General features: G+C 74.0%; 13 protein-coding genes and 1 tRNA gene. 10 read left to right on the forward strand and 4 right to left on the reverse strand.

The annotated features are described in order from the left end of the window. Window positions 1-212: 212 nt before the first annotated feature. Window positions 213-809, reverse strand: coding sequence for a histidine phosphatase family protein (locus ACFWRV_RS19725; protein ID WP_384336216.1), 597 nt, complete (start codon window positions 807-809; stop codon window positions 213-215). Window positions 810-1,029: 220 nt separating this feature from the next. Here ACFWRV_RS19725 and ACFWRV_RS19730 point away from each other — a divergent pair, with 220 nt between their 5' ends. The 7 genes from ACFWRV_RS19730 to ACFWRV_RS19760 all read left to right on the forward strand — a co-directional run bounded on the left by ACFWRV_RS19730 (window position 1,030) and on the right by ACFWRV_RS19760 (window position 7,590). Further along, window positions 1,030-2,037, forward strand: coding sequence for a phosphatase PAP2 family protein (locus tag ACFWRV_RS19730; protein ID WP_384336218.1), 1,008 nt, complete (start codon window positions 1,030-1,032; stop codon window positions 2,035-2,037). A 106-nt stretch (window positions 2,038-2,143) separates the two neighbouring features. Continuing rightward, window positions 2,144-3,178: a hypothetical protein gene (locus ACFWRV_RS19735; protein WP_384336263.1), complete on the forward strand. Its 1,035-nt coding sequence runs from the start codon at window positions 2,144-2,146 to the stop codon at window positions 3,176-3,178. Further along, the gene (locus ACFWRV_RS19740; RefSeq protein WP_384336220.1) at window positions 3,169-4,839 is read left to right on the forward strand and encodes a hypothetical protein; all 1,671 of its coding nucleotides are present in this window, start codon (window positions 3,169-3,171) and stop codon (window positions 4,837-4,839) included. The genes ACFWRV_RS19735 and ACFWRV_RS19740 overlap by 10 nt, the downstream gene beginning before the upstream one ends. Window positions 4,840-4,876: 37 nt before the next feature. Next, entirely contained in the window at window positions 4,877-6,211 is a 1,335-nt protein-coding gene (locus ACFWRV_RS19745) for an AAA domain-containing protein (protein WP_384336222.1), read from the forward strand. An 80-nt stretch (window positions 6,212-6,291) separates the two neighbouring features. Beyond that, window positions 6,292-6,633, forward strand: a complete 342-nt coding sequence (locus tag ACFWRV_RS19750) for a hypothetical protein (RefSeq protein ID WP_384336224.1) — start codon at window positions 6,292-6,294, stop codon at window positions 6,631-6,633. 206 nt (window positions 6,634-6,839) lie between these two features. Then, window positions 6,840-7,526 carry a bifunctional DNA primase/polymerase gene (locus ACFWRV_RS19755; protein ID WP_384336226.1) on the forward strand — a complete coding sequence of 229 codons (687 nt, stop codon included), beginning with the start codon at window positions 6,840-6,842 and terminating at the stop codon, window positions 7,524-7,526. Then, window positions 7,517-7,590, forward strand: a tRNA-Lys gene (locus ACFWRV_RS19760). The genes ACFWRV_RS19755 and ACFWRV_RS19760 overlap by 10 nt, the downstream gene beginning before the upstream one ends. 64 nt (window positions 7,591-7,654) lie before the next feature. On the opposite strand, the gene ACFWRV_RS19765 is transcribed toward ACFWRV_RS19760, so the two are convergent. Next, window positions 7,655-8,902, reverse strand: coding sequence for a M6 family metalloprotease domain-containing protein (locus tag ACFWRV_RS19765; protein ID WP_384336265.1), 1,248 nt, complete (start codon window positions 8,900-8,902; stop codon window positions 7,655-7,657). A 386-nt stretch (window positions 8,903-9,288) separates the two neighbouring features. Here ACFWRV_RS19765 and ACFWRV_RS19770 point away from each other — a divergent pair, with 386 nt between their 5' ends. Next, complete coding sequence (locus tag ACFWRV_RS19770; RefSeq protein WP_384336228.1) at window positions 9,289-11,202, forward strand: putative bifunctional diguanylate cyclase/phosphodiesterase; 1,914 nt, start codon at window positions 9,289-9,291, stop codon at window positions 11,200-11,202. 55 nt (window positions 11,203-11,257) lie between these two features. Here ACFWRV_RS19770 and ACFWRV_RS19775 read toward each other — a convergent pair whose 3' ends face one another. Further along, entirely contained in the window at window positions 11,258-12,400 is a 1,143-nt protein-coding gene (locus ACFWRV_RS19775) for an LLM class flavin-dependent oxidoreductase (RefSeq protein WP_384336230.1), read from the reverse strand. 165 nt (window positions 12,401-12,565) lie between these two features. Then, window positions 12,566-13,330: a decarboxylase gene (locus ACFWRV_RS19780; protein ID WP_384336232.1), complete on the reverse strand. Its 765-nt coding sequence runs from the start codon at window positions 13,328-13,330 to the stop codon at window positions 12,566-12,568. 243 nt (window positions 13,331-13,573) lie between these two features. On the opposite strand from ACFWRV_RS19780, the gene ACFWRV_RS19785 reads away from it, so the two are divergent. Both ACFWRV_RS19785 and ehuB read left to right on the forward strand, forming a co-directional pair. Then, on the forward strand, window positions 13,574-14,533 hold the full coding sequence (locus tag ACFWRV_RS19785) for a D-2-hydroxyacid dehydrogenase (protein ID WP_384336234.1): 960 nt from the start codon (window positions 13,574-13,576) through the stop codon (window positions 14,531-14,533). A gap of 226 nt (window positions 14,534-14,759) precedes the next feature. Continuing rightward, window positions 14,760-15,662 (forward strand): ectoine/hydroxyectoine ABC transporter substrate-binding protein EhuB, encoded by a 903-nt coding sequence (ehuB, locus tag ACFWRV_RS19790; RefSeq protein WP_384336236.1) that lies wholly within the window; start codon window positions 14,760-14,762, stop codon window positions 15,660-15,662. Window positions 15,663-15,679 lie beyond the last annotated feature (17 nt).

Below are 15,679 nucleotides of genomic sequence, written 5' to 3' on the forward strand. Positions count from 1 at the left end.
CGGGAGCCCGCCCAGCTCACGCCCACCGAGCGGACGGTTCCGTCCTCAAGCGCCGGACAGGCTGAGGGTGGTCCCGGAGCCCGCCCAGCTCACGCCCACCGAGCGGACGGTTCCGTCCTCAAGCGCCGGACAGGCTGAGGGTGGTCCCGGAGCCCGCCCAGCTCACGCCCACCGAGCGGACGGTTCCGTCCTCAAACGCCGGACAGGCTTGGTCAGCGGTCCAGGTGGCCCGTGTCGTTCCAGCGTTCCACGGCCGGCAGGCCGTACGCCCAGCCCAGGACCGACAGCGACGTCGGCTCCAGGCGGATCCGCGCGCCGAAGGACAGGTCCTCGCCCAGCCACCGCGCGCCCAGCGCCCGCAGGATGTGGCCGTGGGCGAAGACCAGGACGTCCCGGTCCTCCGAACGTGCCCAGGCGACGACCTCGTCCGCACGGGCGGTGACGTCGGCGACGGACTCCCCGTCCGGCACCCCGTCGCGCCAGATCAGCCAGTCGGGCCGGTCCGCCTTGATCTGGGCCGGGGTCAGCCCCTCGTACGCCCCGTAGTCCCATTCCATCAGCGCGTCCCACGGCTCCGCCCGCTTCCCGAACCCGGCGAGCTCGCAGGTCTCGGCGGCCCGGACGAGCGGGCTGGTGCGGACCTCGACGCCGGGCAGCCCCGCCCAGGGCGCCCGGTGCAGCCGCTCGCCGAGCAGTTTCGCGCCCTCGCGCCCGGAGTCCAGGAGCGGGATGTCCGTCCTGCCGGTGTGGTTGCCCCGGACCGACCACTGGGTCTGGCCGTGCCGGGCGAGCAGGATCCGCGGTGCCATGAAGGCTCTCCCTGAAACGCTGGTGCTGGGACCTTCCATCATCCCGTACCGGCCCGCCGCGCAACCTCCCGGGCCCGGCCGGCGTCCCTCCCTGGTGCGGTCCCCGGGACCGCCGCGTACGGGATGTCCGGAAGGGGACCCCCGGGGGAGTCGGCGGCACGGCGCCGCCGTACGGTTGAACGTTCGTCGTCGGCCGCATGAACATGGGGAGAGCTACCGGATGCCGCACGCCATCGCGCCGCCCGCGACCGGTCATCGGCCCCGCTGGTGGACGGAGCTGCCACTGATCGCGGTGATGTACGCGCTGTATTCGGTGGGCCGGCTCCTGGTGCGCGGCGACGTGTCGACGGCGGTCGACCACGGCCTGGCGATCCTGCGGCTGGAGCAGGCGCTGTACCTCAACGCCGAGCATCCGCTGAACCGTCTCTTCACCAGCACCCCGGCGCTCGGGATACCCGCCGACTTCGCGTACGCCTCCCTGCACTACCTGGTCACCCCGGCCGTCCTCATATGGATGTTCCGGCGCAGGTCGACGGCGTACCGGGCGGCCCGGGTCTGGCTGATGAACTCCACGCTGCTGGGGCTGGTCGGTTTCACCCTGGTGCCGACCTGTCCGCCCCGCCTGCTGGACGCGGGCCACGGCTTCGTCGACACGATGGCGCAGTACAGCGCCTACGGGTGGTGGGGCGCGGGCGCGAGCGCCCCGCGCGGGCTGAGCGGGATGACCAACCAGTACGCGGCGATGCCGAGCCTGCACGTCGGCTGGTCGCTGTGGTGCGGGATCCTGCTGTGGCGGCACGGCCGCCACCCCTTGATACGGGCGGCGGGCATCGCCTATCCGCTGATCACCACGATCGTCGTCATGGGCACCGCCAACCACTACTTCCTGGACGCCGTCGCGGGCGCGGCGGTGATGGGCCTCGGGGCCCTGCTGGTCAAACCCGTCGTCCGGCTCGCCGACCGGGTCAAGGCACGGCTGGCCGGCGTCCTGCCCACCGGCCGGAAGCAGGCCGGCACCAGCACCGCCGCCGCATCGATTCCGGCGACCGTGTCCCCGGATGTCAGTGCCGGGTGCAAGACTTCCACGGGTGAGCGAATCCCCGGCCAGCGGACCACCTCCGCAGATCCCCCCGGCCCGGCAGTCGGCGGCACGACAGTCGGCGGCCCGGCAGCCAGAGACGCAGCCGACACCGCCGCGAGCGACGACGCTCCGGCAGCGGCTCGCTGAGCTGCGCGGCCCCTCCGTCGCACCGCATCCGCTCGACGCCAGAGCCCTGGCCGCCCTCGCGGCGAACCCCGGCTGCAAGCGGCGGGCCCTGCTGGACGGCGCCGGAGTGGACAAGGGCGTGCTGGCCACCGCGCTCGGCTCCCCCGCACCCTTCGGACAGTCCCAGTTCGCCTTCATGCGGGGCAACGCCTTCGAGGCGAAGGTCAAGGCGGACGGCGGCGCCGAGCTGCTGCGCCTGCTGTACGAGCGCCTCGGCGGCTCCTCCCCCGCCCCGGGTCCGGACGTCGCCACGCCCGATCTGAGCGCCGCCGGGCCCGAGGGCCGCGCGGCGCGCACCGCGCTCGCCCTGCGGGAGGCCACGGCGGCGGGCGGCTGGGCCCTGCTGGACCACCCGATGCTGGCCCTGGAGGTGGCGGGCTCCCCCGCCTATCTGGAGCCCGACGCGGTCGTGGTGCACCCCGACGGCCGGTGGACGGTCGTCGAGATCAAGTCGTTCCCCATGATCGACGCCTCCGCCGACGCGTCGAAGGTCGGCGCAGCCGCCCGGCAGGCCGCGGTGTACGTGCTGGCGCTGGAGCGGGTCGCGGCGGTGACCGAGGGCGCGGAGGTCGGGCACCGGGTGCTGCTGGTCTGCCCCAAGGACTTCTCGAACCTGCCGACCGCATCCGTCGTGGACGTACGCAAGCAGCGCGCCGTGACCCGCCGTCAGCTGACCCGGCTGACGCGCGTCGAGGACATCGCGGCGGGGCTGCCGGAGGGGACGACGTTCGATCCGGCGTGCGCCCCCGAGGAGTTGGACGCGGCCGTGGCGGCGGTGCCCCCGGCGTACGCCCCGGAGTGCCTGGCCGCCTGCGAGCTGGCCTTCCACTGCCGGTCGAAGTCCCGGGCCGAGGGGGCCGTGGAGGCACTGGGCCGCGGTGTCCGCGGTGAGCTGGGCGGGCTGACGACGGTGGCCGGGGTACTGGCCGCCGCCGCGGGCAAGGAGGGCGATCCCGCCGATCCGACGGTCGCGGCGCTGCGCCGGGCCGCCGCCCTGCGTGCCGAGGCACTGGAGAGCGCCGCCGTCCTGCGTGCCGAGGCGCTGGAAGCCGCCTCCGTCGCGCGCGCCGGAGCGCCGGAGGGTGCGGCCGCATGTCGCTGATCACCACCCTGGCCCGGCTGGAGGCCGTCGACACCGGCCGCGCCCAGCCGCTCGCGACCGTCCGCCACCGCCATCTCACCGACCGGCCGTTGGTGCTGGTGCCGCTGACCACCGCCGGTGAGGCCGGGGCCCCGCTCGGGGCGCTGGTCGGCACCGACCGGGAGGCGCCCCGGCTGCTGGCCGTCGCCCAGCCGCGCGACCGGGACCTGCGGTTCGCGTTCCTGGCCGAGCTGGCGGAGGCGGTCCTTCCGCACGTCGAGGCGTGCGCGGACGTGGTCGAGCCGGCCGAGCGCAACGAGACGGATCCGGCGACCGGCAAGAAGACCAAGGTCGAGGTCGAGCTGTGCACGGACGCGGCTCAGCTGATCGTGCCGAGCCGGGCGGGCGTCGAGTTCGTCCGGCTGCTGGGCCGGTCCATGCGGTTCCGCCGTACCGCCGAGGACGACCCGGACACCCCGTATCCGGCCCCGGCCCGGGTGCCGCTGCTCGGCCGCTGGCTGACGCACTACGGGGAGCGGGCCCGGGTGCCCGGCTCCTCGCTGCTGCTGGCCACCACCGATCTGCTGAACCGGCACTGGGCGACCGGGCAGAGCAGCCTGGAGGACCAGCACCTGGGCGCGCTGCTGTCCTGGATCGACCCGCCGGCCGGTTCCTCCGGGGCCGAGGCGGCGCTCCGGGCCGAGCTGGCCCGGGACGGGGAGGGCCAGTTGCTGTGCCCGCCGGCCGGTCCGGCCACCGACCCGGACTTCGACAACCGGCTCCTCGCCCCGGCGATCGAGCGGTACGACCGGGCGCGTACGGCGTTCGCCTCCGCCGAGGACGGGCTCGCCGCGGACGCCCGGCTCGGTGAGCTGAGCGGCGCGGAGCGGGAGATCCGTTCGCTGCTGGCACGGGTCATGCTGCCGACCTGGGACGCGGTCTGGCGGGGTCTCGACCTGGTGCGGGAACTGCCCGAGGGGTCCCGGGCCGAGGACCGCTGGACCCGGGACCGCTGGTCGTTCACGGCGCACCGGGACCGGGTGCGCTCGGGCGAGCCTCCGCAGCCGCGCCGCGACGACGCGGTGACGGCCGCCCAGAAGCTGGCCTCCCGGGAGACCGCCCAGGCCCAGTTGGAGGCGCAGGAGGCGCTGGACGACCCGCTGGTGCTGGCGGGTCGGCGGCTGGCGGGCGAGGCGTTCCTCGGCACGGTGTCCGCGGTGGAGATGGCGTACACCGAGTCGAAGCGGCCATCTCCGCGCCCGCTGGTCACCGCCCGCACGGACGAGCGACCGCACCTGGGCGAGCGGACGAAGGTCTACCGCTCGCTGGAGGGCAAGCCGCAGACGGCGGAGTTCGTGCGGTACGCCTCCGGGGACCCGGGCGGTGAAGCGGACCCGGCCGACGCGGACGTGTCCCCGGCCGGCCGGGTCGCCGACGACGGCGAGATCCTGCTGGTGCTGCGGATCCTGGACCGGATGGGCCGGGGCAAGGAGCCCGCGCCCGGTTCGGTGCCGGAGCCCGGGGAGCGGATCGCCTGGACCCTGTTCGAGCACGACCAGCGCGGCGGGCCGAAGCTGCCGGACCCGGAGGAGACGCCGTGGACCCATGGCGGCCCGCCGGGCGCGGACGCCGCGGCGCGCGTGGAGCAACCCGACCCCGTGACCCCGGAGGACCTGCTGTGATCCCGACCCCGACCGCCACCGCCCCGGAGGGACCGCGGTGAGCGTCGTCTTCGACCCGGGCGCGGCGGCGGCCCGCGCGACCGGCGCGATCCTCGACGACACCCTGCACGGCGGCAGCCGGGGCATCGTCGTGGACTCGCCCCCGGGCGCGGGCAAGTCGACGCTGGTGGTCCGGGCGGCCCTGGAGCTGGCCGCCGCCGGGCATCCGCTGATGGTGATCGCGCAGACGAACGCCCAGGTCGACGATCTGGTGGTGCGGCTCGCCGAGAAGGACCCGGAGCTGCCGGTGGGGCGGCTGCACAGCAGCGACTCCGACCCGTACGACAAGGTCCTGGACGGACTCGCCAACGTGACGAAGTCGGCGAAGGCGGCGGATCTGGCCGGACTCGACGTGGTGATCTCGACGGCCGCGAAGTGGGCGCACGTGAAGAACGTGGAGCCGTGGGGACACGCGATCGTCGACGAGGCGTACCAGATGCGCTCGGACGCGCTGCTGGCGGTGGCCGGGCTGTTCGAGCGGGCGCTGTTCGTCGGGGACCCGGGCCAGCTGGACCCGTTCTCGATCGTGGGCGCGGACCAGTGGGCGGGGCTGAGCTACGACCCGTCGGCGAGCGCGGTGTCCACGCTGCTCGCGCACAATCCGGAGTTGCCGCAGCACCGGCTGCCGGTGTCGTGGCGGCTCCCGGCGTCGGCGGCCCCGCTGGTGTCGGACGCGTTCTACCCGTACACCCCCTTCCGCAGCGGTACGGACCACGGGGACCGGAAGCTCTCCTTCGGGGTGGCGTCGGACGGTTCGGGGCCCGACCGGGTGCTGGACGAGGCGGCGGAGTCCGGGTGGGGGCTGCTGGAGCTGCCGGCCCGGCACACCCCGCGCACCGACCCCGAGGCGGTCCGGGCGGTGGCGCTGGTGGTCCGGCGGCTGCTGGACCGGGGCGGCGTCGCGACGAGCGAGCGGGCTGAGGATCCGGTGCCGGTGACGGCGGACCGGGTGGCGGTGGGCACGGCCCACCGGGACCAGGCGGCGGCGGTGCGGGCGGCGCTCGCGGAGCTGGGCGTCACGGGGGTCGCGGTGGACACGGCGAACCGGCTCCAGGGCCGCGAGTTCGACGTCACGGTGGTGCTGCACCCCCTGTCGGGCCGCCCCGACGCCACGGCCTTCCACCTGGAGACGGGCCGGCTGTGCGTGCTGGCCTCGCGCCACCGGCACGCGTGCGTCGTGGTGTGCCGGGAGGGGGTGGCGGACCTGCTGGACGAGCACCCGTCCACGGAGCCGGTGCAGCTGGGCGTCACGGTGAAGTTCCCCGACGGCTGGGAGGCCAACCATGCGGTGCTGGCCCGGCTCGCCGAGCACCGGGTGCGGTGGAGGCCGTAAGGGGTCACAGGCCGGGCCCTCTTGCGCGGGGTTGGACAATGGAGGGTGGCCGTCCTGGCCGTGCGAGGGAGGAACAGCACATGACTGAGTCCGAGCGGAACGAACGGCAGCGGCTGCGCCCCGCGCCACTGCTCTTCGAGCCGTCTCAGGCCACGGCGGATCCGGAGCACTTCTTCGACCTGGAGTCGCTGGAGGACCCCCGTGAGCTGCTGGCCAGGGCGACCGAGCTGACGCAGGCCTTCCGGGCGGCGACGGACCGGTCGGTGGAGTTCCAGGCGATGGCGGCGGCGCAGCTCGCCGACCCGCGCCGGTTCGACCGGCTGACCCCGGCGGACGTCGCGGAGCGGGCGGAGTGGACCGAGGACTACGCGAAGAAGATGATCGAGTTCGGCCGCTCCCTGATGGACTCGCCGAGAGCCTGACCTCCTGCGGAGCGCTCCCGGGCGCCCGTGGGGTCTGTGGGACCGACGTGGTCCGTGGGGCGGCCGGGGCAGGTGCTGCGCCGTCAGGCCGGGGGTCAGGTCCCGTGGCATATTCCGGCGGGCAAGATACCCCTCCCCTTCCCACCCTGTCCCGGTTTCCGGCAACTCTCGGAATCAGGTCCGTCACTCCCGGTAGACCTTGCTCCATGAGCGCATGGCTGAAAGACGAAACGACCCTGCAGGCCGGTGCCGCCCCGCACCACGGCGTCGACATCTTCGCCCTGCTGCGGGACCAGTCGGGACCCCAGGCCGCACAGGTCACGGCGGCCGGCGCCGCCTGGCTGGCGGGGGCCGCCCCCTATCCGCGCAGCACGCTCGCCCAGTGGGAGGAGCGCCCCACGGCCCCCGGGGTGCTCCCCTGCGGTTCCGCTTTCGACGTCGTGAACGTGCCGGCGCTGTTCGGGCGGCGGATGCTGGAGCAGCTCTGGGCGGAGGGGCCCGGCTCCGGTCCGGTCGCCACGCACCGGGGCCGGATGCTGCTGTTCGCCGCCCCCGGAACGGCCCAGCGGCTGCCCTCGCTGCTCTCCTGGGAGGAGTGGGGATCCAGCGGTTCCGGCAGCTCCGGGGGGCCGCGCGGCCCGGTGCCGCCCCTGCTCTGCCACGGCACCGGTGACGCCGTGACCGTACCGCCGCTGACCTGCGCGTCGTCGGACGGCGGGCCGCGCTGGGTGGTCGCCCCCGACACCCGCAATCCATGGCTGCCCGGTCCCGATGTGCTGCTCTGGGCGTGTGTGCGGGTGAGCCGGTCCGCCTCCTCCCGGGGTGCCGCGCAGTCGATTTTTCCTCGGACGGATCAGGGTGCTAATGTCTACGACGTCAGCAGGCGCCGTTAGCTCAGTTGGTTAGAGCAGCTGACTCTTAATCAGCGGGTCCGGGGTTCGAGTCCCTGACGGCGCACCGACGGAAGAAGCCCCTCGCGAAAGCGGGGGGTTTCTTCGTGTGCGGGGCCACCACGGGGTCTTCAGACGCCGGTGGTGATCCGGACGGTCCAGGAGCCGGACGGGGTGCGGTCGGCGACCTCGACGCGGGTGCCGTCGCCCGGGACGGTGAAGGTCTCGCCGACCCCGAGCGGGGCGTCGGCCAGCGGCGGGTAGACGGAGCGGTCCCAGCAGGCCCCGGTGTTCGGATGGGTGTCGACCACCTCGACGGGTCCGCCGCCGGAGGCCGTCTCGCTGCGGACGCGGTAGATCAGGATGCCCTCGGCGCAGGTCGACCGGTCGTTGCCGGTGGCGCTGCGGGCCTCGATGGCCAGGGCACTGTCGGCGCCGGTGCGGACGACCGCGAGCCGGGTGCCGATCGACCCGCCGGGCACCGGGGCGGCGGCGACGGGTTCCAGGGTGAGGTCGGCCGAGCCCTGGACGCAGACGACCTGCCGGCCGCCGAGCCAGCCGAGCTTCCACTTGTGCCAGCCGAACAGGTCGGGGGCGAGGCCGAACTGGCTGCCCATGACGTCCCAGTCGCCGACGTGCGTGTCCCAGTCGCCCTTGCCGTCGGTGGGGCGGTGGTAGAGGTCGGCGAGGTCGAAGACGTGCCCGGTCTCGTGGGCGAGGACGTTGCGGTCGGGCGGGTGCTGCTCGAAGACCGTGACGACGCGCCGGATGTCGCTGTCGTCGGCGCGCAGCGGCCGGTCGAAGTTGACGACCTTGGTGGCGTCGGAGTCGACACCGGGGGCGTCCGGGTCGGCCACCAGGTAGACGACGTCGTAGCGGGAGAAGTCCACCTGCGGGTCGGCGGCGGCGATGGCGTCACGCAGGTAGGCGGTGCGCCGCTCGGCGTTCCAGTCCCGCTCTATGCCGTACCAGGTGGAGTCGCGCGGCATCTGCGTCCAGGTCCGCTGCGGGTGCGGGCGCAGGGTGAACCGGCCGTAGCTGGTGCGCTCGAAGAAGCGGGTGGTGGCGGGGAAGTGGTCGGCGGTGAGGGCCTCGGGGGCGAGCCTGGGCTCGGAGTCCGGGAAGGACAGGAAGACCATGACCGCGTCGAGGCCCCGGTCGGGGCGCGGATAGGCCGCGTTCCAGGTGTTCACGCCGAGCGAGTGGTGCGCCGCCGTCCGGGGCAGGGCGCAGGGGGCGGCGTCCCCCGTGGCGGCCGCGGCGGGGCCCGCGACGAGGGACGTGGCGGCGAGCGCCAGGAGGGAGGTGGCGGCGGCGGCCAGACTGCGCAGAGGCAGAGGCGGCCGTTCCGCTCCCTGGGGTCCGCGACGGCACGGCACATCGACCTCCGGGTGGGGAAACACGGTCCATCCCGTCCACCCTGTGCCGCTTCACCACGCCACGCCCTGTTGTGCTGCCCCACACGGGTCAGCGGTCAAAATCGCCGCCCAGACCTTCACGGAACGTCACCATCGGTCGGCCCAGCCGTCCGATGCAACAGATCAGCACAGAAATGATCAGGTCAGGGCAAAGCGGAACACCTGATCCCACCGCCTCGCGGACCTGCGCGGTGGCGCGGACCGGACGGCGAGCTGGAACGGCCGACGCGGCACCCTCTATGCTTCACCACGCTTTCCCGCGTGGAACGGGCCCCTTCACGGGACCACCACCCGGCGGCCAGTTGGACCCCACCAGTTCACGACGACCTTCACAGCGGGAGCGAGCGGTGAGCGGAACCTCCGAAGGGCCCGGCGCCCCGGCGGGCACGGCCCCGGGCGCGCCCGCCGCGCCGGTCACGGAGCGTCATACGACGGCCCCGGTCGAGGGCGGTCCCTCCGGGGGCGGCCCAGCCCGGAGCGGCCCCTCCGGGGGCGGCCCCACCGCCTCCGAGCTGCGCGACTACCGGGCCGCCTTCAACGCCGCCACGCTCCCCATGGGCGTCGTCGACGGCCGGGGCCACCTCGTACGGGCCAACGAGGCGCTCTGCGGGCTGCTGGGGGCCCCGGCGGCGGCCCTCGCCGGACGGCAGGCGTGCGAGCTGCTCGACCTCGCCTCCGACGACCGCACCTGGCACGCCTACCGCGAGGTCCTCCTCGGCCGCCGTTCCCGGTTCCGCTGCACGCGCCGCCTCAAGCACCCCGACGGGCGTTCCCTGTGGGCCGAGATCACCGTCGTACCGATGACGGGAGCGTCGGCGACCGAGGCGGCCCGGGTGCTCCTGACGGTGGCGGACGTCAGCGACCGGCGCGAGCTCCAGGAGCGGCTGCGCCACCTCCAGATGCACGACCCGGTGACCCGGCTGCCCAACCGGACGCTGTTCTTCGAGCGTCTCGCCTCGGCCCTGGAGACCCCGCCGTACCAGGACGACTCCCTGCCGCCCCGGCAGCACGCCCGGATCGGCCTCTGCTACCTGGACCTGGACGGCTTCAAGGCGATCAACGACACCCTGGGCCACCGCACCGGGGACCGGCTGCTGGCCGCCGTCGCCGCCCGGCTCACCGACTGCGCCGAGAACGACGCCTCCCGCAACGCCGGCGGCAACCGGCTGGTGGCGCGCCTGGGCGGCGACGAGTTCGCGATCCTGGTCGAGGACTCGGCCGGCACCCGGGAGCTGACCGACCTGGCCCACTCCGTCCTCGCCGCGCTCCAGCAGCCGTTCGACCTGGCCGGGCAGCGGCTCTCGGTCTCCGCGTCGATCGGCGTGGTCGAGCGGACCGCGGCGGGCACCTCGCCCACCGGTCTGATGCAGGCCGCCGACACCACGCTGTACTGGGCGAAGGCGGACGGCAGGGCCCGCTGGACCCTGTTCGACCCCGAGCGCAACGCCCACCGCATGACCCGGCAGTCCCTCTCCTCGACGCTCCGGCCCGCCGTGGAGCGCGGGGAGTTCACGCTGGAGTACCAGCCGCTGGTCGGGATGGCGGACGGGGTGCTGCGCGGGGTCGAGGCGCTGGTGCGCTGGAACCATCCGCAGTTCGGCGTGCTGCCGCCGAATCGGTTCGTCCAGATCGCCGAGGAGGACGGCTCCATCGTCCAGCTCGGCCGGTGGGTGCTGCGCACCGCGTGCCGGCAGGCGCGGCGCTGGCAGCTGGACCACCCGGACGAGCCGCCGCTGTTCATCAGCGTCAACGTCGCCGTACGGCAGGTGTGGGACTCCGACCTGGTCGCCGACGTGGCCCAGATCCTGGCCGAGACGGAGCTCGCCCCCGGGCTGCTCCAGCTGGAGCTGACCGAGTCGGCGGTGATGGGCTCGGGCGGCCGTCCGCTGCGGGCGCTCCAGGCGCTGAGCGACATGGGCGTACGGATCGCCATCGACGACTTCGGGACGGGGTATTCGAACCTCGCCTACCTCAGCCGGCTCCCCGTCTCCGTGCTGAAGCTGGACGGGGCGTTCGTGAAGGGCTTCCGGTACGAGGACGGTACGCATCCCAGCCCCGCCGACGAGACGATTGTGGAGGCCATGGTGCAGCTGGCCCACCGCCTGGGCCTGACCGTCACCGCGGAGTGCGTCGAGACGGCGGGGCAGGCGGAGCGGCTGCGGCGGATCGGCTGCGACACCGGCCAGGGCTGGCTGTACTCCCGGGCGGTGGCGCCGGAGCAGATCGCCGGTCTGATCGGGTCCCGGCCGCTGGAGGGCTGACGCTCCCCGCGCCACCGGCCCCGGCCTCACCCGGCCGACCGGGGCCCAGCACGGTCTACGGAGCGGTCGGCAGGCCGTACGCGTCCGCGATCAGTTCATAGCTGCGCAGCCGCGCGTCCCCGCCGTGCGCGTTGGCGGTGATCATCAGCTCGTCGGCGCCGGTGCGCTTGGCCAGATCGTCCAGGCCGCCGCGGACCTCGTCGGCGGTGCCGTGGATGACGTTGGCGAGCCAGCCGTCGACGAACTCCCGCTCCATCGGGGAGAAGTCGTACGCCGCCGCCTCCTCGGGGCTCGGGATCAGCCCCGGCCGGCCGGTGCGCAGCCGGACCATGGACAGGGCCCCGGTCAGCACCTGGCGGCGGGCCTCGCGCTCGTCGTCGGCGGCCAGCGCCGAGACCCCGATCAGGGCGTACGGGGCGTCCAGCACGGCGGAGGGCCGGAAGGACTCGCGGTACAGGTCGAGCGCGGGAAGGGTGTTCTGCGCCGAGAAGTGGTGTGCGAAGGCGAACGGCAGGCCCAGCGTCCCGGCCAGCCGGGCGCTGAAGCCGGAGGAGCCCAGCAGCCAGACGGGCGGCCGGTGCGCGGACTGCACCCCGCCGGGCGCGGTCGCCTGGACCGGGCCCGGTACGGCGTGGATCCGGGCGTACGGGTGCCCGTCCGGGAAGTCGTCGTCCAGGAAGCGGATCAGCTCCATGAGCTGCTGCGGGAAGTCGTCGGCCCCTTCGTTGAGCCGGTCGCTGCGCCGCAGGGCAGCCGCCGTCGCCCCGTCCGTGCCGGGGGCGCGGCCGAGGCCCAGGTCGACGCGGCCCGGGGCCATCGCCTCCAGGGTGCCGAACTGCTCGGCGATCACCAGCGGGGCGTGGTTGGGCAGCATGACCCCGCCGGAGCCGAGCCGGATGCGCTCGGTGTGGGCGGCGATGTGCGCCAGGATCACAGCCGGGGAGGACGAGGCGACCCCGGGCATGGAGTGGTGCTCGGCGACCCAGTAGCGGTGGAAGCCGCGGCTCTCGGCGAGCTTCGCGATGTCCACGCCGGTGCGCAGGGCCTGGCTCGCCGTGCGGCCCTGCCCCACGGTGACCAGATCGAGCACGGACAGCGGAACGGCGGCCGTTCCGGCTGCGGCGCCCCGGATCCCGTCCCCGTCACTCGCGTCGCCCTTCGCGTCGCCGCTGGTCTCGTCGCCTCGGATCTCGTCCACGTGTCGGCCTCTCCCGGTGCTGCTGTCGTACGTCTGCGTATCGGAGAGATGGAACAGGAGGAAGACTCCGTTTATTCCGGCCGCCGGACATCCGGACCGGGCGCCGGGCGCCCGGACCGACCACCGGCCCCGGACCGGCCCCCGGCCACACGGACCGGCCGACCGCTACTCCCGCACCTCGATGCCCTTCGGCTCCAGCTTCCGCAGCACCGGCTCGCGGGTGGCGAACAGGGTGCCGAGCGTGGGGGCCCAGGTCCGGCGGTCGGCGAGGCGCAGCCCCTCCCACACCGTGACCTGGTTCGCCGTGAGGACGGGCTTGCCGAGCAGTTCCTCCAGCTCGGGAACGTACGCGGTGGTGTGCAGGGAGGTGTCCGGGATCAGCACCACCTCGGCGTCCGGGTGGTCCGCCTCCTGTGCCAGCCGCTTCACCTGTTCCGGGACCCAGGCCCCGGCCTCGGCGGACGAGCCGGCCCCGCCGGACACCGCCGCCACCACCTCGACACCCGCCGACGCCAGGAAGTCGACGAAGAGGCCGGTGACGTCCTCGGGGTAGGGCGCGGCGACGGCGACCCGGCCGGCCCCCAGCTCCCGCAGGGCGTGCCCGAAGCCGATGGAGGTGCTGGAGGCGGGCAGGCCGGCCGCCCGGGCGAGCGTGGCGACCTGCTCGTGGGCGCCTTCCCAGCCCTGCCCGAAGCTGCCGCCGCTGGAGGCCCAGAGCAGCGCCTCGGCCCCGGCGAGGCGCAGTTCCTCGACACCCTCGGCGATCCGGTCCGGCGCACCCTGCTCGCGCAGCGCGTCGGCCCGGTAGGCGTCCTCGCCGGCCTCGGTGGAGAACAGGGGCAGCCGGATGTCGGTGTCGAGCAGGATCTCGGTCCGTGGGAAGTCGTCCTCGGCGGCGTGGCCCGGATAGAGGAGTCCGACGGTCGTCATGTCCACCCTTCCTGTGCGTCGACGGCTCGCCGCGCGGCGGACGGGCCCGTCAGGGGGCCGCGGCGGCCCTCCGGGCGTTCCGGCGGCCGTGACCGCGCGACCGGTCACTCTTGCCCCGACTTGTTCCCAGTATTCCCCCGGCCGGGCACCGGGGCGCGCGGCCGGGCCTCGTTGACGCGGGGGTGACCTGCTGCGAGCGTGGGCGATCCGTAGTCCCGTTCCGTCGCGGAGGGCCGACCAGCGATGCCGGATCCCGTCCTGCTCGTCCTCGACGCCGAACCGTCCCCGCGGCTCGGCCGGCTGACCGGCCGGGCGGACGTGCGGTACGCGAACGCCGCCACGCTCGCCGGGCTGCTCCCGGCCGCCGACGCACTGCTGGTGTGGGACTTCGCCTCGGACGCGGTACGGGAGGCCTGGCCGGGCCCCGGCCGGCGGCCGCGCTGGGTGCACACGGCGAGCGCGGGCGTGGACCGGCTCCTCTGCCCGGAGCTGGTCGCCTCCGACACCGTCCTCACGAACGCGCGGGGGATCTTCGAGCGGCCGATCGCGGAGTACGTGGCGGGGCTGGTGCTGGCGATGGCCAAGGATCTGCCCACCACCCTCGCCCTCCAGCGGGAGCGGCGCTGGCGCCACCGCGAGGGGCAGCAGGTCGCCGGAGCGCGGGCGGTGGTCGTGGGGGCGGGGCCGGTCGGCCGGGAGATCACCCGGCTGCTGCACGGCCTGGGGGTCACGGTGGCCCTGGTGGGGCGGACCGCCCGGCGCACCATCCACGGGGCGGCGGATCTGGACCGGCTGGCGGCGCGGGCGGACTGGGTGATCGGCGCGGCCCCGCTGACCGAGTCGACGCGGTCCCTGTTCGACAGCCGCTTCTTCGGTCTGCTCCAGCCCTCGGCACGGTTCATCAACGTGGGGCGCGGGGCGAGCGTGGTGCAGGCCGACCTGGTGGACGCGCTGCACCGCCGGTGGTTCGCGGGCGCGGCGCTCGATGTGTTCGAGGACGAACCACTGGGCCCGGACAGCCCGTTGTGGGACGTGCCGGGGCTGCTGATCTCACCGCACCTGAGCGGGGACACGGTGGGGTGGCGGGACCGGCTGAGCGAGCAGTTCGTCGCGATGTACGAACGCTGGGCGTCGGGTGAGCCGTTGCCGAACGTGGTCGACAAGCGACGCGGCTACGTCCCTTCCTCCGACCTCGACGCCTGATCGGCGACGGCTGATCCCAGAAGTGGCTGATGCGGAGTCATGAAGTCTCCGTGACGGGGGAACACGCCCCGCGCACCCTTGGTCGCACTCCGCCCTCCTTCGGGCACGGGAAGGTCACCTTCCGGCCACTGTTGGGTTACATGCCTCCGGCTCCCCGCATAGACGTACGGGAGCGGGCAGGCGCTCACCCTGTCCGGACTGTTCGACCTCCAGGAGATTGCGAACCATGGCTGAATTCCCGAACCTGTCCCGCCGGGGTTTCCTCAACCGATCGGCGGCCGTGGGCGGCCTCCTCGTCGTTCCCGGCCTCCTCACCGCGTGCAGCAAGACCGACGCCGGCTCCGCGACCGGCGAGGGCGCTCTGGAGAAGCTCCGCAAGCAGGGCTTCGTCCGGGTGGCGTACGCCAACGAGGCCCCGTACGGCTACCTGGAGGGCAAGGAGCTCAAGGGCGAGGCCCCGACGCTGCACCGGGAGATCTTCCAGGCCCTCGGGGTGGACGAGCTGAAGCCGACGCTCTCCGAGTGGGACGGGCTGATCCCGGGGCTCCAGGCCGGGAAGTACGACGTGGTCAGCGCGGGCATGGCCATCACCCCGGAGCGCTGCGGCAACGCGATCTTCTCCGAGCCGGAGTTCATCTCGCCGACCGCGCTGATGGTGAAGAAGGGCAACCCGAAGAAGGTCACCGACCTGGTCTCCGCGAAGGAGGCGGGGATCACCGTCGGCGTGATGTCGGGTGCGGTCGAGGGCAGTTACGCCAAGGGCGCGGGCATAGCCGAGGACAAGATCAAGACCCTGCAGAAGCCGCAGGACGGGGCCGACGCCGTCAAGGGCGGCCGGATCGACGCCTTCCTGCTCACCGGCATCTCGCTGCGCTGGCTGGCGAAGACCAACCCGGACACCGAGGTCACCGAGCCGTTCGTGCCGGAGATCGACGGCAACGCCCAGTTCTCGCCGGGCGGGGCGGTGTTCCGCAAGGGCAACGAGGATCTGCGGGACTCCTTCAACCGCGAGCTGAAGAAGATCGTCTCCGACCGCTCCCGCTATGTGCAGCTGCTGGAGCCGTACGGGTTCGGGGAGTCGGAGATCCCGCCGGAGGACCTGAAGACCGCTGATCTGTGCAAGGGCTGACGGGGCGGACGCGCACG

Origin of the sequence: Streptomyces sp. NPDC058576, from assembly GCF_042718715.1 — a bacterium.
Taxonomy (GTDB): domain Bacteria; phylum Actinomycetota; class Actinomycetes; order Streptomycetales; family Streptomycetaceae; genus Streptomyces.